Raw genomic sequence first — 25,094 nt, forward strand, 5'->3', positions numbered from 1 at the left:
TCTTAATGGTTTACTTTTGTTTATCCCAAAGTTTTTGCATTTCCTCTTTGGTCCATGCATCCCTTTCATATCTGTCATTCATATCTTCAACTAACTGATCTTTTCCGTAGATCACCTGCTCTCTGCTGGTAAACACCGGAACAAACTTATCATGTCTCAGATAAACAGCTTCTTTAGGACAAGCTTCTTCACACAATCCACAGAAAATACAACGCAGCATGTTGATCTCATAAGCTGCTGCATACTTCTCTTCCCTGTACAGATGCTCTTCACCCTTCACCCTTTCGGCAGCCACCATCGAAATAGCCTCTGCAGGACAAGCCACCGCACACAAGCCGCAGGCTGTGCAACGCTCTCTTCCCTGCTCGTCTCTTTTCAGAATGTGATGCCCTCTGAATACCGGCCCGAGATATCTCTTTTGCTCAGGATATCTGATGGTAGGCTTTTTCATGAAAAAGTGCTTCAACGTGATTCCCATACCCCTTGCAATCTCAGGGAGATACAGGGTCTCAAGAAGTGTCATTTCACTTTTATCTGTTTTCTTAGATCTATCGGTTAATTGCATAAAATTCGAATTAAATATCTTTTAAACAGCTGTTTTCTTTGGTTTTATCAAAGGCCAGATCAAACCTAACACGACCGCAAAGCAGGCAAGTCCTATCCAGCTACCCATTAATGGTTTGCCTGATAACTCTGCCGCGGCGGTTATCACAAGGTTAATGACAGACAAAGGCAAAAGCCCTTTCCAGCCCAGGTTCATTAACTGATCATATCTGAATCTCGGAAGGGTCCATCTCACCCACATGAATAAAAATATAAAGAAGCATATTTTACCTAACAAAACCAATATCCCGATACCCGTAGCCAGGTTATGACCCACCGTAAAGCTTGTTGATTTCACCAGGAAGCCATGCACCCAATCCATACCCGGATAATTAAATCCGCCAAAATATAAAGAAGCCAGTACCGCTGAAGTCACAAACATGTTTACATATTCTGAAAACAGGTATAAACCCAGTTTCATTGAACCATATTCTGTGTGATATCCGGCTACCAGTTCGTTTTCAGATTCCGGAAGGTCAAAAGGCGTTCTGTTGCACTCAGCAAAAGCACAGGTCAGGAAAATAATAAAGCCCATAGGCTGATAAAAGATGTTCCAGTTGATGCCGTGCTGATCTTCAACGATTTTACGGATAGACAAAGACTCAGACATCATCAGGATGGCAATGATGGATAATCCCATGGCCAACTCATAAGAAATATTCTGAGATGCTGCCCTGATGGCCCCGTAAAGTGAATACTTGTTATTCGAAGACCATCCACCAATCAGGATACCATAAACACCTAATGAAACGATACCAAAAACCCACAGAATACCAATATTAACATCTATTCCCTGCACAAGGACCGCTTGTCCTGCATAAATAAAAGAGTCACCAAAAGGAATAACGGCCGACGTAAGCAAAGCCGTAAGCATCGCTAAAGACGGCCCGAGAATAAAAAGCCACTTATCGGCCTTGGTCGGAATAAAATCTTCTTTAAAAAACAGCTTTCCTGCATCGGCAAGAGGTTGCAGTATCCCGAATGGGCCCGCATAATCAGGACCGATCCTGTCCTGGATGTAAGCTGCAATTACCCGTTCAAAATACGTTTCATAGGCCGCGATACCTAAAGAAACTGCAAATATGACAAGTATAATAATGGTCTTTAATATGAAAATCGAATCCATTCAAATATGATTTATTAATGCCGGATTAATTATTTCGAGAAAAACTCTTCGTTTTTAGCCATCAGAGCTTTGTAATCTTCTGACTTTTTAATTTCAGATAGATTTTTATCGTAAGGTCTGTCGTCATCTACTTCTTTGTAGTTCTGAGCAGCATATTTCAAAGCAAAAGATGGTTTTTCAACTAATTTATTGCTGTACTTGTTCGCTGAAATCACAGAATGCCTGGCCACTTTCATAGGCCCTTCGATGGTCCAGTCGGAAGTTTTCTTACGGTCGTATCTGCAGGTATTGCAAATAAACTCTTCTACCTCACCCCACTGATTTTTCCTGGCAGTTACCCTGATGACTTCCTCGCCTCTGTACCACAAAGTTACTTTTCCTGAACATTTCTCACAATCACAGTGAGCATCTACAGGTTTAGAGAACCAAACCCTGTTTTTGAATCTGTAAGTCTTGTCGGTTAAAGCACCCACCGGACAAACATCAATCATGTTTCCTGAAAAATCATTATCGATGGCATTCGAAATATAAGTACTGATCTCCGAATGATCTCCGCGGTTCATCACACCATGAACCCTCTTGTTGGTAATCTGGTCGGCAGTATAAACACACCTGTAACAAAGGATACAACGGTTCATATGAAGCTGTATCTTATCACCGATGTCTTCTCTTTCAAAAGTCCTTCTGTCTTCCTCAAAACGCGTACCTCCGGTGCCATGCTCAAAAGAGAAATCCTGAAGGTGACACTCACCTGCCTGGTCACAAACCGGGCAATCCAGCGGGTGATTGATGAGCAGGAACTCCACAACACCTTTTCTGGCTTCGATAACCTCCGGGCTGCTGTAATTCTCCACTTTCATTCCGTCCTGAGCCTGGGTGATGCATGATGCCACCAGCTTAGGCATAGGCCTCGGATCTTTTTCTGAACCGGCCGTTACCTTCACAAGACATGCCCTGCATTTACCTCCGGTACCTTTCAATGGCTTGTAATAGCACATAGCGGGAGGAGCTACTTCCGGTCCGATCATTCTGGCAGCTTCCAGAATGCTTGTACCTGCCGGAACCTGAACTTCCTTACCGTCAATTGTTACTTTTATAAGCTGAGGTGCAATATTTTCCATTAATGCTTTTATTAAAATTTAAATATCTTAAACAGACATTTCATTTAAATGCTGATAAACGGCCCCTGGTTTTGAAGCGGCTCCGGGGTTAGTCACATGCCACTCAAACTCATCTCTGAAGTGTCTGATGGCACTGGCTATCGGCCATGCTGCTGCGTCACCCAACGGGCAAATCGTATTCCCTTCTATTTTTTTAGCTACATCCACCAACAGGTCGATGTCTCTCATATTTCCATGTCCGTGCTCAATCCTGTGAAGCACTTTCTCCATCCAGCCGGTACCTTCACGACACGGGGAGCATTGCCCGCATGATTCATGATGATAAAACCGGGAGAAATTCCAGGTGTTTCTGACAATACAGGTCGTTTCATCCATAGCGATAAACCCTCCTGAGCCCAACATCGTACCTGTGGCAAAACCACCTTCTGAAAGTGACTCATAGGACATCAGCCTGCCTTCGCCGTTAGCCGTCTTCATGAAAAGATGGGCAGGAAGGATAGGCACAGATGAACCTCCGGCTACCACGGCCTTCAGATGGTGTCCGTCGCGGATACCGCCACAATACTCATCAGAATTTAAAAACTCATCTACCGGAAGGCCCAGTTCTATCTCGTAAACCCCCGGTTTTCTGATATGTCCTGAAGCAGAAATCAACTTCGTTCCCGTGCTTCTGCCAACTCCTATTTTAGCGTATTCCTCTCCACCGTTATTAACGATCCATGAAACCGTGGCTATTGATTCCACATTGTTCACTACCGTAGGGCACTGATAAAGTCCTTTGACAGCTGGGAAAGGTGGTTTGTTTCTCGGATTTCCGCGTTTACCTTCCAATGATTCCAGCAAAGCGGTTTCTTCTCCGCAGATGTACGCTCCGCCGCCCGGTTGTACCACCAGTTCGAGATCATACCCTGTTCCCAGAATATTTTTACCCAGAAAACCTGCCGCTTTAGCTTCTTCGATGGCTTTTTCGAGAATTCTGATGACATACATCAGCTCTCCTCTTACATAAATAAATGACTTATTGGCTCCTAAAGCATAACTCGAAATGATCATCCCTTCGATCAGAAGGTGCGGAAGGCATTTCATCAGGTAATGGTCTTTGAAAGTACCGGGCTCCGACTCATCAGCGTTACACACGAGATATCTCGGCACACCCTCCGGCTTGGCCAGAAAGCTCCATTTCATACCCATGGGAAAACCCGCTCCTCCTCTTCCTCTCACACCTGACTTTTTAACTTCCTCCACGACTTCATCAGGAGTCAGTTTCTTTAAAGCCTTTTCAACGCCGGTATAGCCACCTTTCTGTCTGTAAACTTCGTAGGTTTCAATGCCCGGAACGTTGATATGTTCCAATAATATTTTCTTTGTATTTGCCATTATTATTTACTCAGATCTTCAATAATTTCGTCAATTTTCTGATTGTTGAGGTGCATATAGAACTTCTCCCTGATCTGGAAGCAAGGGCCCCAGCCGCAGGCAGCCAGACATTCCACTTCTTTGATGGTAAAAACCCCGTCAGAAGTAGTTTCCCCGGTTTCTATATTTAGTTTTTGTTTCAGATAATCATAAACTTCCTCTCCGCCCATGGTGCAGCAAGGACCTGTACGGCAATATTCGATCACGTGCTTTCCGACAGGCTCCAGGTGGAACATGGTGTAGAAAGTAGCGACTTCATAAACCTCAACGGGCTGGATAGAGAGCAATTCCGCCACATAATCCATGGTTGCAGCACTGACCCATCCGAACTGTTCCTGAGCCAGGTGCAAGACCGGCAACAGGGCCGACTTCTGCCTTCCTTCAGGATATCTTTGTATGATCTCCTCAACCTTTTTTAAACGCTCTGCTGTAAAAGCTGTTTTTGTTGCTGTTTCAGCCATATAGTTTTTCAATTATTTCTTAAATTAAGCATCCAGTTCACCTGCAATCACATTGAGACTACTCATGATCGCCACAGCATCAGATATGGTTAATCCTTTGCACATTTCAGGGTAAGCCTGGTAATATATAAAAGATGGTCTGCGGAAGTGAAGTCTGAAAGGAGCCCTTCCGCCGTCACTTACGAGATAAAAGCCTACTTCACCGTTTCCGCCTTCAACGGCCTGATACACTTCACCGGCCGGGGCATCAATTTCTCCCATCACAATTTTAAAGTGATAGATCAATGCTTCCATGTTACGGTAAACCTCTCTTTTCGGAGGAAGGTAATAATGATCTTCGTTAGCGTAATAAGGCCCCTCAGGAAGGTTCTCCAGAGCCTGACGGACAATCTTCATACTTTCATGAATCTCACCGTTTCTGACCATAAAGCGGTCGTAGGTATCACCATTGTGACCCACAGGTATCTCAAAATCAAAGTCTTCATAGGAAGAGTACGGCTCCATCACCCTGACGTCATAGTCAATACCGGCTGCACGAAGGTTAGGACCTGTAAAACCATATTCCATGGCTCTTTTGCCTGTGATACCTCCTACATTGACCGTCCTGTCCATGAAAATCCTGTTGCGGTTAAACATCTTCTCAAATTCCCCCATTATTCTCGGGAGACTGTTGTTAACCAGGTCACGGATCTTCGCAATAGCTGTCGGCGAAAGGTCTCTTTCCATACCACCGAAACGACCCATGTTGGTGGTCAGCCTGGCACCGCACATCTCTTCGTAAATCTCATATATTTTTTCTCTCTCCTGCATCACATACAGGAAACCCGAATAGGCTCCGGTATCCACACCGAGGATCGAGTTACAAATCAGGTGGTCTGAAATACGGGCCAGCTCCATCATGATGACACGGATGTACTGAGCTCTTTTAGGAACGTTTATCCCTAACAGCTTTTCAACCGTCAGGTGCCATCCGAAGTTATTGATAGGTGACGAACAGTAGTTCATCCTGTCCGTCAGGGTCGTAATCTGATAAAAAGGCCTTCTTTCGGCTATTTTCTCAAAAGCCCTGTGAATGTAACCAACTGTTTGCTCACCGGATACAATCCTGTCACCATCCATCTGCAGGATGTTCTGGAAGATACCGTGGGTAGCCGGGTGAGTTGGCCCTAAGTTCAGGGTAGTATATTCATGATCCTCAACAATCGGCTGATTGAGAGCCAGGGCCTCATTAGCAGTGGTAGGAATAATTAGTTCTTGATCTGTCATCTGAGATGTTTTTATCTGCCAAATAATGCGTCAATCTTGTCTTCACGGGTTGCATCCTCCAATGGATATTCCTTCCTCATCGGGAAGTAGTCCATTTCATCAATATTAAGGATTCTTTTAAGGTTCGGGTGACCTGTGAAAATGATTCCGTAAAAATCAAAGGTCTCTCTTTCCATCCAGTTGGCACCGGCAAATATCCCGGTCATTGATGGAATGTTGATATCGTTTTCAGATAAAAATACTTTGATTCTTATCCGGACATTGTTTTCCCAGCTATGCATGTGATAAATCACACCAAATTCCGCTCCTTTATTATCCGGAATATGAATTCCGGTAATGTCTGTCAAAAAAGTAAATCTGAATTTCTCATGATCATTGAGGTAGCTGATCACTTCAAGTATATTTTCTCTTTGAGTAGTAACCGTAAGAAGTCCGTAAGGTTCTTCCAGGTTAAAAAGTTTCTCACCGAAATGAGCTACAATGTCTTCAACTACTTCCTGATTTGATACCATATTAAAATTTAATTAAGGCTGCCTGTGTTAAAGTATTTTGTACGATTCGAGCAATGCTTTATACTCCGGGGAATTTCTTCTTCTCAGAGGTTCGTTTTTGGCGATTTCCCTGATCTGCATCAAACCATCAAGAATCTGCTCCGGTCTCGGCGGACATCCCGGAACATAGACATCCACAGGGATGATCCTGTCAATTCCCTGTAAAACAGAATAAGTATCAAAAATACCTCCTGAAGAAGCACATGCACCGACAGCAATCACCCAGCGGGGCTCGGCCATCTGAAGATATACCTGCTTCACCACCGGACCCATTTTTTTGGCAATGGTACCCATCACCATCAAAAGGTCAGCCTGTCTTGGCGAAAAGCTGGGTCTTTCTGAACCAAATCTTGAAATATCATAATGAGAGCCCATAGTGGCCATAAACTCGATTCCGCAACAAGAGGTCGCAAACGGCAAAGGCCAGAGTGAGTGACTTCTGGCCAAACCAATAACTTTATCTAATGAAGTGGCAAAAAAACCGGACCCTTCCAAACCTTCAGGAGCCTCTACCATTTTTACAGTACTCATAATCTTCTTAAATTATTTTTAACAGTAAGCCTGCTTACTCCTTTTCCCAATCCAAAACACCTTTCTTAACAATATAATAAAAACCTGCCATCAGGAAACCTACGAATAATATCATTTCTCCGAAGCCAAACCATCCCAGTTTTTTGAAATTGACAGCCCATGGATACATGAAAATGATTTCAACATCAAAAAGTACGAATAAAATAGCAATAAGAAAATATCTTACTGATATAGGTGTTCTTGCATCACCCACCGATTCAATACCGCACTCAAAAGGGTCTTCTTTTCTCTTGCTTTTTAATCTTGGCCCGAGATAATGGGTAGCGACGATAGTCATAGCAACAAACCCGACAGCAGCTCCGATCTGAACTAAAAGAGGGAGGAAATCTATTGGCAAATATTCTTTCATTGATGATCATTTAATGATTCAAAATTACTACTGTAATAATTAGAAACAAAATAAATGATTTATAGAATTTGCCCTATGAACCTATAATTGGAATGGTTCTAAATAAAAAAGTATAAAGTAGGGAATCCGGGCAATACCGGAAGGGATTATTATCAAAAAAACAACAAAAACAAGCAAAAACCTTCAAAAAACAAGGCCATAAATCCAATCTGCCGTTTATGATTGTTCAGAAACCCGGGAACGCCTTCATGAAAAAGTACAATTGGCCTGCCTTGGGAACCCCTACCCGCCGGGATTATTTTCCTGATTTACAGATAATCAGCCGGTTCTCAGATTTTAAGAATTCTCTTTGACAGCTTGAACCGGTTATTTTTTACCATCACGATATACTGTGATGAAGGCAGTTTCGAAATATCAAAGATTTTAGGAGAATCAAACACATCAACGTAATACTGCGAAACCAGTCTTCCGGCCAGATCATAAATGATAACGTCTGCATGGTCAATATCCTCGAGGGTTTCGATCTTCAGCAGGCCGTCCTCAAGCGGATTAGGATAGATACTGATCCCATCTTCAAAAGGGTCGATCAGGAAGTTAATGACAGATGACACCGGAGAAGTACAACGGAGTACAAATTTATCGGCCAGAGTATAACTTTTAAATACATTAAGCGAATAGGAGCCGGTTTCCCTTACTTTCAGGATGTCTTTATTATTATTCAGGATGCCCGTTCCGAGTTTCCATTCATAATTTAAATTCTGAACATCGCCCCCGGTTATACTGCTCAGCGTAAAGGCCCCCGACTGGGTAATGGCAGGTCTCAAGGGCGTATCGTAAACGGTGACTTTAAGCGGTGCGGTGGTGTTTTCGCAACCGAATTCGTTGGTGGCTTTCAAGGTATAATCCCCCGAAGTCCTGACTTTTATACTCTCCATAGTCAATCCGTTACTCCACTGGATATTGGAACTTAAGTTTGAGGTGAGCGTAAGTTCTGAATCCGAACAGATATCCGGGCGGCCTGAAGCCGTAATGACAGGTTGCGGTAAAGGAAAGGTGACAATCTGCAAAGGATCCGAAGTATTCTGACAGCCATAGGCGTTTTTAGAAGTCACGGTGTAAGATCCGGGTGTTCCCGTTACTATGGTTCTGCTGACAAATCCATTGCTCCACAAAATCCCGTCCTGGATGCTGGAAGTCAGTGATATCGTTTTACCATCACAAAAACTGGTTGCCCCACTCGCAGAGATCGAAGGTTTGTTGGCATACAATTGCTGAAAATAATTCAGCTTCGGGGTATAATACACATTTCCGTTGCCGTCAAATGCCTTCCCCTGGTAAGAGCCGTTGCCAACAATCACCGAAGCATTGCGGGTGCCGGTACTCCATTCGTATGCAGAGAAAGCCCCGGGCATATTCAAACCGATAGGCTGAGAACTGGAAGGGTTACAGTTTGCGTTAACCCTTAAAGGAGCATTGGCCATCTGCGGTTGTGAGTTCTGGAAAAATGCATCGCCCAGGTAATTGCTCCAGTACTCTGCCAGAAGGCCTAAGCCGGAAGCTGAAAAATGGACTCCGTCTACCCTGTCTGAAATATTGTCTGTTTCAGGCCCGGGGAAAACGTTGGAGTTATTGTTAATCACTGTATTTTGCCCGTCAATGACCGGCTGGTAACTCGTTCTTCTGTCATCCCTTGAAACCCTGGAAACTACCCATGAAATATTTTTACTGAGATGCTGACGTGTGGCACCGATCACAAAGCTCAGGTCGTTGGCATATTGAGAGGCAGAGGTGCTGAGATAGTTGTCCGCTTCTCCCTGGTGCCATAGCACCGCTCTGATACCCAGAGAATTAATATAATAATTTAATGCGTCCTTCAGACTGTTATAGGGATATCCGGGGGCTGCCACGTAGCCTGAATAAACATTCCTGCCTGATTGCCCCTCAGCACTGATCCTGAAGGCATTGATATGAAAACCCTCCCATGCTGCATTGATAAACAAAACCGGGACGTTGAGCCGTCTTACCAGTTTATCTCCCAATTCACCCCAACACCAGGCACCCTGGCCCAGCGGAGCGATCCTCACGTCCGACCTTAACTGGCTGAACTCGGGAAAATAGGGTTTTTCAGAACCGTAAGAGAAAAAATTTGTAATGGCATTGACCCTGTCGTCCTGTGCTCCTTTTTGTCCGTAATTGAAATAACCCTGTGCATTGGATTGTCCGGAAACCAAAAAGACTTCTCCTACCCCTACTTTTTCAATTGATGAGCTTGAATTGACAACGCCGCCGAGTGAACTCCTGACTTCCAGTCTGTACCAACCACCGTCAGCTGTCAGTGAACCGGTAAAGATGGCGTTTGACGGACCATTATCAATGACGGTCCAGTCTACAGCAGAGCCGCCCTGGACTGGAACCAGTCGGGCTTCGATTTTATCTGAGTTTGAATTGAATGTACCACCAATAAAAACAGTACCGCGATTGTCTTTATTTCTTTGAAATACCATACGGTTAGCAGGATAAGTCACCTCAACCTGAGCCGCTGCTTCAAAAACAATAAAGTAAAGTAAGATAACAATAAGTCTTTTCACGTTCATAAAAGTTGCAATACAAAATCAGTAAACCTTTTCAGGTTCATTTATTTTTTAACAAATTCTACTATCTCAATAAAGTCCGGGATCAGATACTATGCCAGATCAAATCCTTTAATTCGGACAGCCCTTCGCTGGTCAAGGATGAAAAGAAAACGTAAGACAAGTCCTTGGGGATTTTTTTTGATATTTTCTTTTTCGTTTCTTCACTCATAGAATCAAGCTTCGAAATACCCAGGATTCTGTTTTTGTCCAGCAGCTCCGGATTGTACTTCTTCAGCTCTTTTAACAAGGTCTTATATTCTTTCAAAGGATCGTCTCCCGAACCATCCACCACAAAGAGTAAAATTGAATTTCGCTCTATGTGTCTTAAGAAACGAAGACCAAGGCCTTTTCCTTGTGATGCACCCTCAATAATTCCGGGAATATCTGCCATCACAAAAGACTGGAAGCTTTTATAAGACACTACGCCGAGGTTTGGCGTCAGTGTTGTGAAAGGATAATCAGCGATTTCAGGCTTGGCAGCAGACATTACAGACAATAATGTTGACTTTCCTGCATTAGGAAACCCAACCAGCCCGACGTCAGCCAGAAGCCTTAATTCAAACACTACCCAGTTTTCCTGTCCGGACTCTCCGGGCTGAGCATAATTAGGGGTTTGTTTGGTAGAAGACTTAAAGTGTGTGTTACCGAGTCCTCCTTTTCCCCCGCTCATCAAAATTATTTCCTGGCCGTCTTCAATGATTTCAGCCAGCTGGTTACCGCTTTCAGAGTCTTTAGCTACAGTGCCCAAAGGCACCTCGATAATGATATCTTCGCCCTGGGCACCAGAGCTACGGCTTTTCCCTCCGGCTGATCCACCTTCAGCCTTGATATGTTTCTGATATTTTAAATGCAGCAATGTCCACAACTGCTTGTTACCCCTGATGATAATATGACCGCCTCTGCCACCGTCACCACCGTCGGGACCACCTTTATCGACAAATTTCTCTCTCCTGAAATGAACGGCACCTGCCCCCCCATTTCCGGATTTACAATGTATTTTTACGTAGTCGATAAAGTTTGAAGACATCTTTTAAAATTAATTTAATTGCAAATTTACCAATAAATACCCACAAATGCCTTATAAAAAGGCAAATTCGATTTTATGGCAATCATATAGCGGCATCAATGGCTTCTGATATCATGCCAAAAATGGCCTGGATATCTCCCACCCCGTTGATCTTCACGACCTTTCCCTGTTCCTGGTAATAAGGCAATACATGGATGGTTTTCTCGAAATACTCATCAATTCTTTTCACGAGTTTGCTTTCGTCGTCATCCGCTCTTCCGCTTATTTTCTTTCTTTCAGCGATTCTTTCCTTGATCACCTGCTGATCCACGTCAAGTTGTAACACCAGGTCAACCTTACAGCCTTTGCCTTCCAGAAAGGCATCCAATGCCTCTGCCTGGTTTACCGTGCGTGGAAAACCATCAAAAATAAACCCTCTCACGTCTTTATTCCTGGTTACCTCTTCCTCAAGCATGTCAATCGTAATCGAATCAGGCACCAGCAGCCCGTCAGCCAGAATCTGCTTTACTCTCGTGCCCAGTTCAGTGTCGTTCTGAATGTGCATTCTGAACATATCTCCGGTTGAAATATGAGCAAGCTGATATTTTTCAATTATTTTTTCTGACTGAGTACCTTTCCCTGCACCCGGAGGGCCAAAAATGACTAAATTGAACATATAGGATGGTTTAAATTTTTAACAGGACGCAAAAATATTATTTTTTTCAATTGAGACGGCATAAAACACGAAAAAAGTGAAGCCCGAAATAAATTCCGGGCTTCACTTTCAACCAGATATGGTCATTGATTATATCTTTCCTTCTTTAGGCTTTGTACTGTCAGCAGGTGCGGTAGTCACCGGGGTAACTCCATTTACCATGTCAAGAAGCTCTTTCGCTCTTGCATTGTTAGGCTCATATTTAAGCACCTCTGTCAGATAAGCTGCTGCTTTTGCAGTGTCTTTGGTTACTGCATACTCTCTACCTGCAAGATAGATCAGGGCTCCAACCACATCACGGGCAGATTTTGCTCTCAGTTCTTCAGTAGGCAGAAGCGACAGGAACTTCTCGTACAAAGGATAAGCTCCGTAATTGGCACTGAAAGTCGAATCGCCCTGGTATCTGAACACCTGAATCTGTGCCCTGATGGCATAAGCAGCCGGCCAGGCATCTTTGTAAACGCTTAACACCTTACCAAAAGTAGTATCTGCTTTTTCCCAGTTTTTAAGCTGATAGTAAAGAATACCCAGGTTAGCGTAATCACCTACATCAGGTTTTTTGCTGGTGGCAAGTGATTTCTCAAGGTACAACGCCGACTTATCATATTTTTTAGCGGCTTTGAATCTTTCAGCCAGGTCTTTGTAGTAGTTAAAGGCAGTGTCACCTAAAGCAACCGCTTTTTCTACATAAATCATACCCAGTGAATCATTCTGGCTTTTTACAGGCTCTTCAGCAGGGATATCAAGATAAGATCTACCCATATAGCCATAATCCAAACCTAATATTTCCTCTTTAGGAGCAGTTTCCACATACTTCTTCAAAAGCTCAATCGCTTCAAGAGGCAGCTTCTGCTCAAACTTGGCTATACCAGCCAGACGAAGCACGATCGGGTCATTGCTGCAGCTTTTGATATCGTTGATGGTTTTCAACACGTTATCATAATCTTTAGCGATGAAGGCCAGCTTTACATAACGCAGTTTCGCTTTACAGTCTCCGTCACTTTTCTCAAGATATTTTTTAGCAGCGGCTGCTGACAAGTCAAATTTCGCGAAAGTCTGATTGAATGAGCTCAGGTATTTATAGATAGGAGCATGTTCCGGATCGGCAGCAACACCTTTGTCTATGGTTTCCTTTGCTTCTTTATAGTTTTTACTCTGTAACCAGATCTTAGACATTTTTTCATAGATTCTGGCTTGTTTTTTATTCAGTCTTTCAGCATTCTGAAGAGCGTTCATAGCATCTCCACCTTCACCTTTGATCAGGTAAGCATCAGCCAAAGCGATATAAATCTCAGGATTGTCTTTCACTTTCGACTTTTCAAGAGCCATATTCAGGTTAATGATGGCTTCAGCAGGGTCAGTTGCACCCGGGAAAAGCGTGTAAGCCTCACCTACTCTGTACAATATCTCCACATCTTTTGATTTGGTTCTTTTCAAAACTTCATCAAAGATCAACTTGGCACCGGCAATATCTTTAGAAGCCAATTTTACCATACCAAGACCCACTGTGTTCAGAGGATCACCTTTCTTGTCCAGAGCATTTCCTTTTTCGAAAGCTTCCTGAGCTTGTTTAATCACGTCAGCCTGAAGTGACTCAGCTGTGCTTCTCAATAAAGAATAACCTTTAACAAAATAAGCATCCGTAGAAGGATTGGTCGCTATTACCTGGTCAATAGCTTTTGCTGCGGCGGTGTAACGTTCAGCATCCAAATGTTTTACAGCATCATCCACACTCTGTGATTTAGCGGAAAATAATACCCCAAAAAACAGCACCCCCGTTAATGCTAGAGTTTTCATAATTTTGATCATCTTGACGTCTTAAGTAATAAGGTTATTTGATAGAATAAATAATTTAAAGAATGCAATTTAAAAGTTTTCATTGGTTAAATAAATCATTTTGAAAATTTATTGCTTCCTTTTTTTCAATTAGATTGTATTCAGAGCCCATATTTTATTAATGAAATGTTAAGAAACATATGTTTTTTCGCGATCTCAGGCTTTTCTGAGAGCTTTTCACTAAAAACTTAGTTCAAACCATCTTTCCGTCGAAATTTATAACTTTTTGAAAAATATTTTAAAAAACTTTTTGAGTCTTTTCCGATTAACTAAAAATTCCTCAATTTATTCTTCGAATATTAAAATTAATAAATAGCGAAACAAAAAAACACCCCGGGGATCCGGGGTGTTTCCATATTGTTACTTAAGAATATTATTTGGCATAAGCCACGCTTCTCATCTCTCTGATGACGCAGACTTTGATCTGACCAGGATATTGCATTTCTTTTTCTATCCTCTGCGAAATATTGAATGACATCTGGCTGGCTTGTTCATCAGAACAGTTCTCAGCATCTACAATGACCCTCAGTTCACGTCCGGCCTGGATGGCGTAGCATTTTTCAACACCATTGAACGACAGTGCCAGGTCTTCAAGGTCACGGAGACGTCTGGCGTAAGATTCCATCATTTCACGACGGGCACCCGGTCTTGAACCTGAAATGGCATCACAAACCTGGATGATCGGCGAAATCATAGAAGTCATTTCAATTTCATCGTGGTGAGCACCGATGGCGTTACAAACCTCAGGGTTCTCCTTGTATTTTTTGGCCATTTCCATACCCAGGATAGCATGGGGCAGATCCGACTCTTCCTGATTTACTTTCCCGATATCATGCAGTAAACCGGCTCTTTTGGCTAATTTAACGTTCAAGCCCATTTCAGCTGCCATGGTAGCACAAAGTTTGGCTACTTCGCGTGAGTGCTGAAGAAGGTTTTGTCCGTAAGATGATCTGAATCTCATCCTTCCGACCATTTTGATCAGTTCAGGGTGCAAACCGTGGATGCCCAGGTCGATGACCGTTCTCTCCCCGATTTCGATCACTTCATTATCAATGTCTTTCCTTGTCTTATTGACAATTTCTTCGATACGGGCCGGGTGAATCCTTCCGTCCTGCACCAGTCTGTGCAATGACAAACGGGCTACCTCTCTCCTTACCGGATCAAAGCTTGAAATAACAATGGCCTCAGGGGTATCATCCACGATGATCTCCACACCTGTGGCGGCTTCCAGGGCACGGATGTTACGACCTTCACGACCGATGATCTTACCTTTGATTTCGTCACTTTCGATGTTGAATACCGAAACACAGTTTTCAATGGCCTGCTCTGCAGCGGTCCTCTGAATGGTTTCGATGACAATTTTCTTGGCTTCTTTGGTTGCCGAAAGTTTGGCTTCTTCAATGGCCTGCTTCACAAAGCTTGAAGCTTTTGATTCCGCTTCACTTTTAAGGGCGTCTACCAGTTGTTGTTTGGCTTGCTCTGCGGTCAGGTTAGCTATTTTTTCCAGCTGGGTTACCTGCTGCTGATGTAGCTTATCGGCTTCTTCCTTCTTCTTATTAGCGATTTCCAGCTGATCATTCAGCTTGACATTTTTGGCTTCAAGATCCGTTTCGGCTCTTTTGTTCTGTTCTATCATCTGAGCGGCCTGCTGCTGCATTTGCTTCACCTTCTGCTCATTCTGGATGATGATGTTTTTACGTCTGTTGGAATCGTCTTCAAACTCTGTTTTGAGTTTCAGATAGTGTTCTTTGGCTTCCAGCATCTTGTCTCTTTTGACGCTTTCGGCGTTGGCGTTGGCATTGCGTATGATATCGGCAGCTTTACGTTCTGCTTCTTCTTCCTGATTCTTTAAATTCTTTTTGAGCAGTGACTGCCCTACAAAAAAACCTCCCGCTAATCCACCAAGCAGACCCAGGATTAATAATAAGTATTGTGACATATAATTATAGAGTAAATAAAATGTGATTCCGAAACTCCGTTCCGGTGGGATATTTACTGCAAAAAGAAAGGTATGAAAACAGGAGGAATCAGTTGTCGAATCTGAGTTCAATATTATTTAAACGTTCCTGAGCTACTTCACGCAACTTCTGGTATTTCTCGTTGACCTGCAAAGCATCCACAAGGGCTTCTATCGCTACTACTCCCATCAGTTTTTCTGAAGTGGTGTAGGCTGAATAATCGTTTTTAAGGGAAGCCAACCGCTCGTTTATTATATCTTTTGCTTCTCTGAAATATGGTTCGTCTTCAGGCTTCACTCTGAACGGGTATAAATCCCCATTAATGTTCAGAACCGTTTTTATTTTTTCCGACTCCATAGGCTTTAAAGCTCTCTTTTACTTTTCCAATAGATGAATACAATGATCTATTTCATCTATCAATGATTCTACTAATTCCTTCAAATTCCCGGAACCTGTCTCTTTTTCATCAATATCGGATACAATCTTAATGATTTTATTTTTAATTTTAAAGTTTTGAGGTAGTAAAGTACGCTCTTTCTCTAATTTATTTTTCAAATCACCGATTTCCGCCTTTAAAATAGAATTTTTCTTCTTAAGGGCTTCAATTTCTTTTTTTAGTTCTTCTTTCTCGTATTTTAATCCAAGTAATTGCTGATTTAAACTGGCTTTCAGCACTTTCTGATGCTCCACCAATACGGCAATTTCCTCAAACTTGGCCAGCAAAAACGCATTCTCATTTTCAAACTTCGTGTTGGTCTTTGCCATGCCCTTTTTTGTTATTTTCTGATGATTGCACCCAGTTCTTTTTCAAAGGCTCCCATCAGCCTCTGCATGGTTTTATCGATCAGCGTATCGTTCAATGTCTTTTCTTCATCCAGTAAAGTGAAACTTACGGCGTAGGCCTTCTTACCTGCCTCCAGTTTATCACCTTCGTAAATGTCGAAAAGATTAACCGACTTCAGCAGTTTACGCTCGGCAGAAGAAGCAAGGGCTTCGATCTGGGAGAATTTAACGGCTTTGTCCACTACCAATGACAAATCTCTCCTTACTTCCGGATATTTTGGTATTTCTGTAAACTTAACTTCCGGAGTGTAAGACTTAGTCAGCAAATCCCAGTCAAACTCAGCATAAAACACCTGCTGCTTTACGTCGGCAAACTTAAGATTGGAAGGATGCACGCTACCGAAACTGACGATCTCTTTGTTTTTGTAGAGGTATGATACTCCATATTCAAACAATGACGACTGGGTTTCAGAGGTTTTGAAGCCCGAGATCTTCATGCTTTCAAGGATCACCTTTACCAGCTCCGAAAGGTCATAGAAACTTACGCTTTCAGATTTTGACTTCCATGTTTCAGCGTTTTTATTCCCTGTCAGCCAGACACCCAGCACCTTGGATTCTTTTATTTTAGAGCCCTGGTCTGTCACCTGTCTGTGATAAGATCTCCCGAACTCAAAAAACTTCAGATCGCGGCTGCGTCTGTTGATGTTGTAGGCCAGTGCATTTAAGCCTGAAAACAATAATCCCTGACGCATCACGGACAATTCCTCACTCAAAGGATTCAGCAATTTAACTTCTCCGCCTTTTACAGATTCTTTCAGGGCCTGGTTTTCAGAAGGCTTAACGATCGATAAGGTCTGAATTTCATGAAAACTTCTTGATGATAACAGTTCTGAAAGTCTGATTTTCAGATCGTCCGGATCATTCACCGGGAAATTTGAAATAAAATCTGATTGCAGATAGGCAGACTCCTCCACATTTTCGAATCCGTAAATTCTCAGAATTTCTTCAATGACGTCGGCTTCACGCTGCACGTCCACCCTGTAAGGTGGCACATTCACTTTTAATGTTTCAGCGTCTTCTGATACCACTTTGATGTCGAGGCTTTCCAGTATTTTACGGATCAGCCCGGCATCCAGGGTTTTACCTATCAGGCGGTTGATGTTTTTATACTTCAGGGTTATCTCAAAATCCTGAACAGGATCGGGATAGACATCGATGATATCCGCTATCTGACCGCCTGCCAGTTCTTTTACCAGCAATGCTGCCACTTTAATAGCAAAAGGAGGCATATTAGGATCAGTACCCCTTTCATATCTGAATGAGGCATCTGTTTTCAGACCGTGGAATGAAGCTGTTTTCCTGACAGCCGCCGGGTTAAAATAGGCGACTTCAAGAAAAATATTTTTGGTTTCAGCTTTTACGCCAGAGTTGATTCCACCAAAAACCCCGGCAATGGCCATAGGTCCTGAAGCATTGCAAATGGCCAGGTCATATCCTGACAGTTTTCTTTCTGTACCGTCGAGGGTGGTCACCAGAGTATCTTTTTCTGGTGTTTTAACAATCAGCTGCTTTCCGTCAATCTGGTCGGCATCAAAAATGTGCATTGGCTGACCAAGATAGTGACAGATATAATTGGTAATGTCTACGATATTATTGATGGAATTGACGCCGATCGTTCTCAGGAAGGCTTTCAGCCACTCGGGAGATTCTTTCACCTCCACTCCCCTGATCTCCAGGCCACAGAAACGCGGGCAATCTGTATTATTCTCTACGCTTACCTCAATTGAACCTTTTGTTTCTCCGGCCACAAATGAACTCGTATCCGGCAAAACAATGGTTTCTCCTGAAACAGCTTTGATGTCTCTGGCCACACCAAAATGTGAAGCGGCATCAGCCCTGTTAGGTGTCAGACCGATTTCGATCATATAGTCAGGCTCCAGGTCGAGGTATTTAATGGCCGGGGTACCGTTCGGTAAATCCGTATCCAACACCATGATACCTGCGTGAGAATGCCCCAGGCCGATTTCATCTTCGGCACAAAGCATACCTTCTGAAGCAGCTCCTCTGATTTTGGATTTTTTAATAACAAAAGGCTCACCTTCTGTAGGATAGAGTTTTGCTCCAATCAGAGCCACGATCACTTTTTGTCCGGCCGCTACATTGGGGGCTCCGCAGACAATGTTCAGCAATTCTCCCTGGCCGGCATCTACGGTTGTCAAGTTAAGTTTATCCGCATCAGGGTGTTTTTCACAGGTTTTTACTTCGCCTATCACCACACCTTCCAAACCACCTTCCACCTGTTCTATCTTTTCAATACCTTCTACTTCGAGTCCTGTGGACGTCAATATTTTGCCGAGTTCCTCCGGCGATTGATCAATTTTTATTAAAGTTTTTAATTGATTGTACGAAATCTTCATCTATGATTCTGTGATTATGCCTTTACCTCTGTTTTTCAATAAAATGCAAAGATAGGAAAAGCTGTAATCAATTTTCAATGGGTGGTCTAATTTTCAGTGAATGAATGAGAGAATGATAGAATATTGGTGGGGGATTTAATTTTAAGTGAAGGAATGAGTGAATGATAGAATATTGGTGGGAGATTTAATTTTAAGTGAAGGAATGAGTAAATGACAGAATATTGGTGGGGATTTAATTTTCAATGAAGGAATGAGTGAATGACAGAATATTGGAGGATAGTCCTTTTACTTGCCACCGGCTTTCTCTTGCCTGGAGGCACGGAGCAAATGGAGAAACAGGATTGGGGCTCTGAGGCCCGGTTTCGTTTTACCCGTTTCTCATACAATGTTAAGATCAGCTCTCAAAAAAACTAACAGCCAAAAAGCCAATGGCTAACTGCTAACAGCTATTTGCCAAGAATCATGTCGGATGCTTTTTCTGCAATCATGTATACCGGGGCATTGGTGTTGCCTGAAACAATGTTGGGCATAATAGACGCATCCACCACCCTCAGGCTTTCGATGCCGTGTACCTGCAGCTTGTCATTCACTACGGCCATTTCGTCGTGGCCCATTTTACAGGTACCGACCGGATGATAGACGGTTTCCAGCTGCATTTTGATATGGTGCATAATCGCATCATCAGAGCTGTAGTCCGGCGGGGTGATGATCTTTTTTGAATGGGGCTCGAATGCCTTCGTACGCATTACTTCCATGGCTTTTTTGGTGGCTTTGAGCAGCAACTGCCGGTCATTCTCACTTTCCAGGAAATTCGGCTGGATCACAGGAGCGTCAAGGGGATTAGCGGAAGATATCCCAACAAAACCCCTGCTTTCCGGTCTCAGAAGGGTAGGTAATACAGTATAGCCATCTATCAGCGGAAAAGTATCGGTATCGTACATATCAACTTTATAATCGTCTCCGATCTGAATCGGCACAAAATGAAGCTGATAATCCACCCTCGTGTCTTTAGCCGGATCAATGGCTCCGAAGGCCAGGGCTTCGAGCGGACTTATCGTGAAAGGTCCGGTTTTGGTTAAAAAATATTGCACCAGTCCTTTTACCTGGTTCATGGCAGAAAGGTTATGATTCTGGCCTCTTTGTGTCGTAGACAGAGCACTGACACCGGTGAAGAGGTGATCCTGTAGATTTTTGCCCACACCGGGCAGTTCTTTTACCAGCTTAATATCCTGGAACGCCAGTTCAGAAGCATCGCCGATTCCCGACAACAACAAAATCTGGGGCGAACAAAAGGCCCCGGCAGACAAAATAACTTCTTTTGAAGCCCGGATCTGTTCTGTGTTGTTTTTGCCGGAGATCACTTCCACTCCGACCGCCTTATCATTCTCCACGATGATTCTTTTCACCTGGATTTTGATCATGACTTTCAGATTGACTCTGCCCATGACCGGTTTTAAGAACGCAGTGGCCCCGCTGTGCCTTTTCTGGTCCTTGATCGTAAACTGAATCAGGCCGGCTCCTTCCTGGCTGGCTCCGTTCAGGTCTTTATTGTCTGAAAAACCGGTTTCAATACAGGCTTCCACAAAAGCTTCCGCAAATGGTGTCCTGAATTTCTTCGGATAGGTCACATTCAACTCTCCTCCCTGCCCGTGATACTGATCCGCAATCTGTTCATTATGTTCTGATTTTTTAAAATACGGCAGCACATCACTATAAGCCCATCCTTTATTGCCCAGAGCTGCCCAGTCATTATAATCTTCTGCATTTCCTCTTACATAAGCCATGGCGTTGACAGAACTGGAGCCTCCGAGAGTCTTTCCCCTGGGCAGGTAAATCCTGCGGTTAAGGACATGTTTCTGAGGCTCTGTAGAAAAACCCCAGTCTACTTCGGTCCTGTTTAACTTAGAATAAGCCGCAGGAACATGGATCTCCAGTTTGGTATCTTTCCCGCCCGATTCAATCAGCAAAACCTGATTGGAAGGATCGGCACTGAGCCTGTTGGCCAATACACAGCCGGCAGATCCGGCTCCGATGATGATGTAGTCAAATTTCATAACCAGGAATAGGTTGGGTAAAAATCAGGACAATATACAAAAAGATAAAAGAATTATTATAAAACACTTCTTCAATAAGACTTCAATTAAAAACAGACCTTATCGCCGGGTCAATTATGTTGGATTTTCTGACGAAAATTAGATAGATTTGAATAGCTGATGTAAAAAGCCATCATTTACCCTAAACAATACCTTCAAAAAAACAGCGTATAAAAATGATCAGAAAGACTATTTTACCTTTACTTTTTATGCTGGCATCCTGCCTGACCTCAACAAGTCAAACCACGCCGGCCATTAACAATGCCCTTAAAGCGATCAACCCGGACGGCATTAAAGCAAGCATGACTTTCCTGTCTGATGATCTGCTGGAGGGCCGTCAGCCGGGCACGAGGGGATTTGCCGTAGCGTCCAAATATGTGGAAACCCAGTTTATGGCCCTTGGTCTCAAACCCGGTGTCGACGGAAAATCTTATATACAGAAAGTACCTTTGCAAAAAGGAACTATTGAAGAATCCGGCTGTGGTTTTAGTATTATCAATAATGGAGAGACCGAAGCACTTGGCTATGGAAAGGATTATGTCATGAGTCCGTATTACTTTAATGAAACGGCCTCTGTAAAAGCTCCGCTGGCATTTGCGGGTTTCGGCATTTCTGCCCCTGATCTTGGTTATGACGATTATAAAGATCTTGATGTCAAGGGTAAAATCGTGGTGGTGATTGATCAGGCTCCAGAGACTTTCCCATCCAATGAAAGGGCTTATTTTACGTCAAGAGATGCCAAGTTTGCCGAAGCCATCAAAAGAGGGGCTGTGGGCTTTATCGGCTTTTCGATGCCGGACAACAGCAGGACCTCGTGGGTAGCTACTGTAAGAAGGGGAAAACAAGGGGCTTTTAGATGGGTAGACCCTCAGGGAAAACCCGCCAATGCCTATGAAGGATTGAAAAGTGTGAGTACTATGAACTATACCAGTGCCAAAAAACTATTTGCCAATTCCGGTAAAATCATCGGGGAGGTTTATACCCAGATCAAATCAGGCAAACCCTTGTCATTTGACCTGGGACTGAGTGCCGACCTGAAAGTATCTACTAAATTCCAGTTTGTAGACGGCTCTAACCTTGTGGGGATCATCCCCGGCTCAGACCCTAAACTTAAGGATGAATATGTGGTGTATGCGGCTCACGTAGACCATTTCGGGATTGGTGCGGCGGTAAACGGCGACTCTCTTTATAACGGAGCTCATGACAATGCCTCCGGCCCATCTATTTTACTACAGATCGCCGCAGCTTATAAAGCTTTGCCCGCAGCTCCCAAACGCTCTGTCTTGTTTACCGTTGTGACTGCTGAGGAGTATGGTTTACTGGGCTCTGACTATTTTATCAGTAACCTGCCGGGTATTAAAAAAGAAAACGTGGTGGCCAACCTCTCGATTGACATGCCGTTCTTCTTTCACCCGGTCCTTGACATTGTTCCATACGGTTACCAGCATTCCAGCCTTTCGAAACAGGTGGATGCCGCTACCAAGGTCCTGAAATTAAAAATCAGTCCTGATCCGTTTCCTGAGCAGGTCGTGTTTATCAGAAGTGATCACTTCAGCTTTATTAAAAAAGGAGTTCCGGCCTTGTTTATCAAAAGTGGTTTTATGACTGTGGCTTCAGATACGGTTGACAGGTCTAAATCGGATGTGGCCTGGAGGAGCACCATTTATCACACCCCTAAAGACGATATGAACCAGGCCTTTGATTTTGATGGCGGAGCAACACACGCCAAGGTCAATTTCCTGATCGGGTATTATGTCAGCACTGAAACGGCCAGGCCAACCTGGAACAAAGGTGATTTTTTTGGCAAAAGATTTTCCGGTAAATAATCAAAATCCAGGACACCCGCACAGGTGTCCTGCTTTTTACAGTGAGTACAACTCTATCAAAAGCCAACCTGACGGCCTACGGGCTAAATCAACTGATCAATGTTTTCTGGTCGGTTATCAGTTTCGGGCCGGTGAGTTACTTTTGTTATGTATATATGTACAACCGCTGGTTTTATATATTCCTGGCTATCAGTGTGACCGGTATGCTGATTCCCGAAAAATGGCTGGATAAATTCACAATCAGCAAGTCGCCTGCATTTTATAGAAAAGCAGGGGTCAGATTTGCTCAGAAATTTACACAGGATGGCGTTCTTATCAACCAGTTTATCAGGAGAAAAACCCCGGATTATGAAGCCATCCGTAACAAAAAATCTATAGAAAAGCTAAAGAGGAAGGGATTTGTGAACGAGAAATTCCACCTGATGATGTTCATCTTCTTTCTTTTGGCGGGCATTTACGCTCTTATCTGTCAATACTGGCTCTGGGGCCTCATCATCACATTGACCAATATCATTTTCAATGTTTATCCTGTTTTACTTCAGCATTACAACAGGTTAAGGATGATGAGGGTTATGGGGCGTTACAGATAAAAGCAGGAGAAAGGTAGAAGAAAAACGGAAAAACAAAAGGGCAGAGAGTTTTTGCCCCTGCCCTTTGTAAACGGTATTTCATTCTGTATCTTATTTCCTGTAAATGACCGTCGGGGCGGCCTGGGCTTTGGCATAGATGGTCATGTCGGCTATGGTGACATGATCAGGAGCCATGATGCAATAAGTAATGGCGTCTGCGATGTCAGCAGCGTGCAAAGGGTCAAACCCTGCGTAAACCTGCTTCGCCCGGTCTTTATCTCCTTTAAATCGCACTTCTGAGAACTCAGTTTCTACGGCACCCGGAGCTATATTGGTTACTTTAATACCATGTTTTGTCAGATCAAGACGCATGCCTTCACTGATGGCCTCCACACTTTTTTTGGAAGCACAATAAACAGCCCCGTTTTCGTAGGTTTGTTTGCCCGCAACAGAACTGAGGTTGACAATGTGTCCGCCGCCGTTGGCAATCATCTCCGGCACCACCTGACGGGAAACGTACAGGAGCCCTTTGACGTTACCATCGATCATATTGTCCCAATCGTCAACCTCGCCCTTATCAAAAGACGACAAGCCATGGGCATTACCGGCATTATTGACAAGGATGTCTATCTTTTTCCACTGATCATCCAATGAAGCTATAGCAGCATTAACCGAGTCGCGGTCTCTGACATCAAAAAGAAGAATGACAGATTCCACGTCTATTTCTTTTTGTAATTCAAGCAGACGGTCTTCTCTCCGGCCACACAAGATCAAAGCGATACCTTTCTGAGCAAAGGCCAATGCGGTAGCACGGCCGATTCCGGAAGAAGCTCCGGTAACTAAAGCTATTTTTTTCATTTTAATATCTGACGGTAGGCCTCTGTTTTATCAGGGTCCATATTACTTAACAAACTAAAAACCTGTTGTTTTTCCTGGCTGGTAGCTTCAGAAAACATATTGATCAGCTCAATACTTTTGGCATCGAAAAAATAATTGATCACCACTGCATTCTGTTTCAGCGACACTATATTCTTTAAGGTCTGAAGAAACTCGATCACCTGTTTCCTGGCGGCAGCCGGATTAGACGCAAAGCCGTCCAGAACCACCCGGTGGTAATTGTAAAGCCCCTCCCTGAACCTCAGCAGCTGCTGGTTTCTCAGGTTTTCTATGATCCAGTACCTGTTTCTCATATCACTGTTGGCAGACCAGCCTTCACCCCCGCCTGAATTCCCTGCAATGGTACAGACGTTGTAAGCCCTTTCCAGATATTGTGATCCTCCCAAACGGCTGAAAGTGTCATAGTCAATCGCCAGGGCAAGCAGCGAATAATAAGAAAGCATCGAAGTGAGCTTATTCGTAAAACCCTGTTCATTAAACACCATCTGGCGTTCTTCAGGGGCAAAAGAAAACTCAAAGGCCCTGTCAACAAACTGGAAAGTGACGGTTTCGTAAGTAGTGCCGTAAACGGGCCTGATTACCTGGAACTGGGCGTTCCCGATAAAACGGTTCTGGGCAGGTGATTTCAGTAAATTGATGACCAGGTTACATTTCACCTTTTCTTTTTCGGCAAATACGTCGTTGGTCCAACGCTGGTTGTTGATGAAATTAAAAACGGCCTGTTCAAGGTCGGCAAAGAACTGCTTGTCGTTTTGCTGTGTGTTGGTGGCCAGCTGACTGGTGTTGATGGTCACCTTGCAGGACAATTCCTGTGCAGATGCCTCGTAAACCGCGATCAGACTTAATAATAAAACAAAAACTTTTCTCAAACGCATAG

Annotated in this window: 22 protein-coding genes; 2 read left to right on the top strand and 20 right to left on the bottom strand. The window is 43.5% G+C overall.

Going from position 1 to position 25,094, the window contains the following annotated elements; genetic code table 11:
• Positions 1–10: 10 nt before the first annotated feature.
• The 18 genes from GVN16_RS20920 to GVN16_RS21005 all read right to left on the bottom strand — a co-directional run bounded on the left by GVN16_RS20920 (position 11) and on the right by GVN16_RS21005 (position 20,886).
• On the bottom strand, positions 11–565 hold the full coding sequence (locus GVN16_RS20920) for an NADH-quinone oxidoreductase subunit I (protein ID WP_166565903.1): 555 nt from the start codon (positions 563–565) through the stop codon (positions 11–13).
• Positions 566–586: 21 nt separating this feature from the next.
• Positions 587–1,729, bottom strand: coding sequence for an NADH-quinone oxidoreductase subunit NuoH (nuoH, locus tag GVN16_RS20925; protein WP_166565904.1), 1,143 nt, complete (start codon positions 1,727–1,729; stop codon positions 587–589).
• Between the two features lie 29 nt (positions 1,730–1,758).
• Positions 1,759–2,850 carry a 2Fe-2S iron-sulfur cluster-binding protein gene (locus GVN16_RS20930; RefSeq protein WP_166565905.1) on the bottom strand — a complete coding sequence of 364 codons (1,092 nt, stop codon included), beginning with the start codon at positions 2,848–2,850 and terminating at the stop codon, positions 1,759–1,761.
• A gap of 27 nt (positions 2,851–2,877) precedes the next feature.
• Complete coding sequence (gene nuoF, locus GVN16_RS20935) at positions 2,878–4,227, bottom strand: NADH-quinone oxidoreductase subunit NuoF (protein WP_166565906.1); 1,350 nt, start codon at positions 4,225–4,227, stop codon at positions 2,878–2,880.
• A gap of 2 nt (positions 4,228–4,229) precedes the next feature.
• Positions 4,230–4,727 (bottom strand): NADH-quinone oxidoreductase subunit NuoE, encoded by a 498-nt coding sequence (nuoE, locus tag GVN16_RS20940; protein ID WP_166565907.1) that lies wholly within the window; start codon positions 4,725–4,727, stop codon positions 4,230–4,232.
• A 24-nt stretch (positions 4,728–4,751) separates the two neighbouring features.
• Complete coding sequence (locus GVN16_RS20945) at positions 4,752–5,993, bottom strand: NADH-quinone oxidoreductase subunit D (RefSeq protein ID WP_166565908.1); 1,242 nt, start codon at positions 5,991–5,993, stop codon at positions 4,752–4,754.
• Positions 5,994–6,004: 11 nt separating this feature from the next.
• On the bottom strand, positions 6,005–6,505 hold the full coding sequence (locus tag GVN16_RS20950; protein WP_166565909.1) for an NADH-quinone oxidoreductase subunit C: 501 nt from the start codon (positions 6,503–6,505) through the stop codon (positions 6,005–6,007).
• A 27-nt stretch (positions 6,506–6,532) separates the two neighbouring features.
• Positions 6,533–7,075, bottom strand: a complete 543-nt coding sequence (locus GVN16_RS20955) for an NADH-quinone oxidoreductase subunit B (protein WP_166565910.1) — start codon at positions 7,073–7,075, stop codon at positions 6,533–6,535.
• A 34-nt stretch (positions 7,076–7,109) separates the two neighbouring features.
• Positions 7,110–7,484 (bottom strand): NADH-quinone oxidoreductase subunit A, encoded by a 375-nt coding sequence (locus GVN16_RS20960; protein ID WP_166565911.1) that lies wholly within the window; start codon positions 7,482–7,484, stop codon positions 7,110–7,112.
• A gap of 329 nt (positions 7,485–7,813) precedes the next feature.
• Positions 7,814–10,072 carry a sialate O-acetylesterase gene (locus GVN16_RS20965; protein ID WP_166565912.1) on the bottom strand — a complete coding sequence of 753 codons (2,259 nt, stop codon included), beginning with the start codon at positions 10,070–10,072 and terminating at the stop codon, positions 7,814–7,816.
• A gap of 88 nt (positions 10,073–10,160) precedes the next feature.
• On the bottom strand, positions 10,161–11,144 hold the full coding sequence (obgE, locus tag GVN16_RS20970) for a GTPase ObgE (RefSeq protein WP_166565913.1): 984 nt from the start codon (positions 11,142–11,144) through the stop codon (positions 10,161–10,163).
• Positions 11,145–11,226: 82 nt separating this feature from the next.
• The gene (locus GVN16_RS20975; RefSeq protein ID WP_166565914.1) at positions 11,227–11,799 is read right to left on the bottom strand and encodes an adenylate kinase; all 573 of its coding nucleotides are present in this window, start codon (positions 11,797–11,799) and stop codon (positions 11,227–11,229) included.
• A 129-nt stretch (positions 11,800–11,928) separates the two neighbouring features.
• Positions 11,929–13,635, bottom strand: a complete 1,707-nt coding sequence (locus tag GVN16_RS20980; RefSeq protein ID WP_166565915.1) for a lipopolysaccharide assembly protein LapB — start codon at positions 13,633–13,635, stop codon at positions 11,929–11,931.
• A 412-nt stretch (positions 13,636–14,047) separates the two neighbouring features.
• Entirely contained in the window at positions 14,048–15,613 is a 1,566-nt protein-coding gene (gene rny, locus GVN16_RS20985) for a ribonuclease Y (RefSeq protein WP_166565916.1), read from the bottom strand.
• 88 nt (positions 15,614–15,701) lie between these two features.
• On the bottom strand, positions 15,702–15,989 hold the full coding sequence (locus tag GVN16_RS20990) for a cell division protein ZapA (protein WP_166565917.1): 288 nt from the start codon (positions 15,987–15,989) through the stop codon (positions 15,702–15,704).
• An 18-nt stretch (positions 15,990–16,007) separates the two neighbouring features.
• On the bottom strand, positions 16,008–16,397 hold the full coding sequence (locus GVN16_RS20995) for a hypothetical protein (protein ID WP_166565918.1): 390 nt from the start codon (positions 16,395–16,397) through the stop codon (positions 16,008–16,010).
• An 11-nt stretch (positions 16,398–16,408) separates the two neighbouring features.
• Positions 16,409–18,832, bottom strand: a complete 2,424-nt coding sequence (pheT, locus tag GVN16_RS21000; RefSeq protein WP_166565919.1) for a phenylalanine--tRNA ligase subunit beta — start codon at positions 18,830–18,832, stop codon at positions 16,409–16,411.
• A gap of 446 nt (positions 18,833–19,278) precedes the next feature.
• Positions 19,279–20,886 (bottom strand): GMC family oxidoreductase, encoded by a 1,608-nt coding sequence (locus GVN16_RS21005; protein ID WP_166565920.1) that lies wholly within the window; start codon positions 20,884–20,886, stop codon positions 19,279–19,281.
• Between the two features lie 215 nt (positions 20,887–21,101).
• Here GVN16_RS21005 and GVN16_RS21010 point away from each other — a divergent pair, with 215 nt between their 5' ends.
• A complete protein-coding gene (locus tag GVN16_RS21010) occupies positions 21,102–22,751 on the top strand; it encodes a M28 family peptidase (protein ID WP_229244282.1) in 1,650 nt (549 codons plus the stop codon).
• Between the two features lie 41 nt (positions 22,752–22,792).
• Positions 22,793–23,341: a hypothetical protein gene (locus GVN16_RS21015; RefSeq protein ID WP_166565921.1), complete on the top strand. Its 549-nt coding sequence runs from the start codon at positions 22,793–22,795 to the stop codon at positions 23,339–23,341.
• 90 nt (positions 23,342–23,431) lie between these two features.
• Here GVN16_RS21015 and GVN16_RS21020 read toward each other — a convergent pair whose 3' ends face one another.
• Complete coding sequence (locus GVN16_RS21020) at positions 23,432–24,178, bottom strand: SDR family NAD(P)-dependent oxidoreductase (protein WP_166565922.1); 747 nt, start codon at positions 24,176–24,178, stop codon at positions 23,432–23,434.
• Positions 24,175–25,092, bottom strand: a complete 918-nt coding sequence (locus GVN16_RS21025; RefSeq protein ID WP_205748937.1) for a DUF4835 family protein — start codon at positions 25,090–25,092, stop codon at positions 24,175–24,177. The genes GVN16_RS21020 and GVN16_RS21025 overlap by 4 nt, the downstream gene beginning before the upstream one ends.
• Between the last annotated feature and the right edge of the window lie 2 nt (positions 25,093–25,094).

The organism is Emticicia sp. CRIBPO (assembly GCF_009905725.1).
Lineage (GTDB): Bacteria > Bacteroidota > Bacteroidia > Cytophagales > Spirosomataceae > Leadbetterella.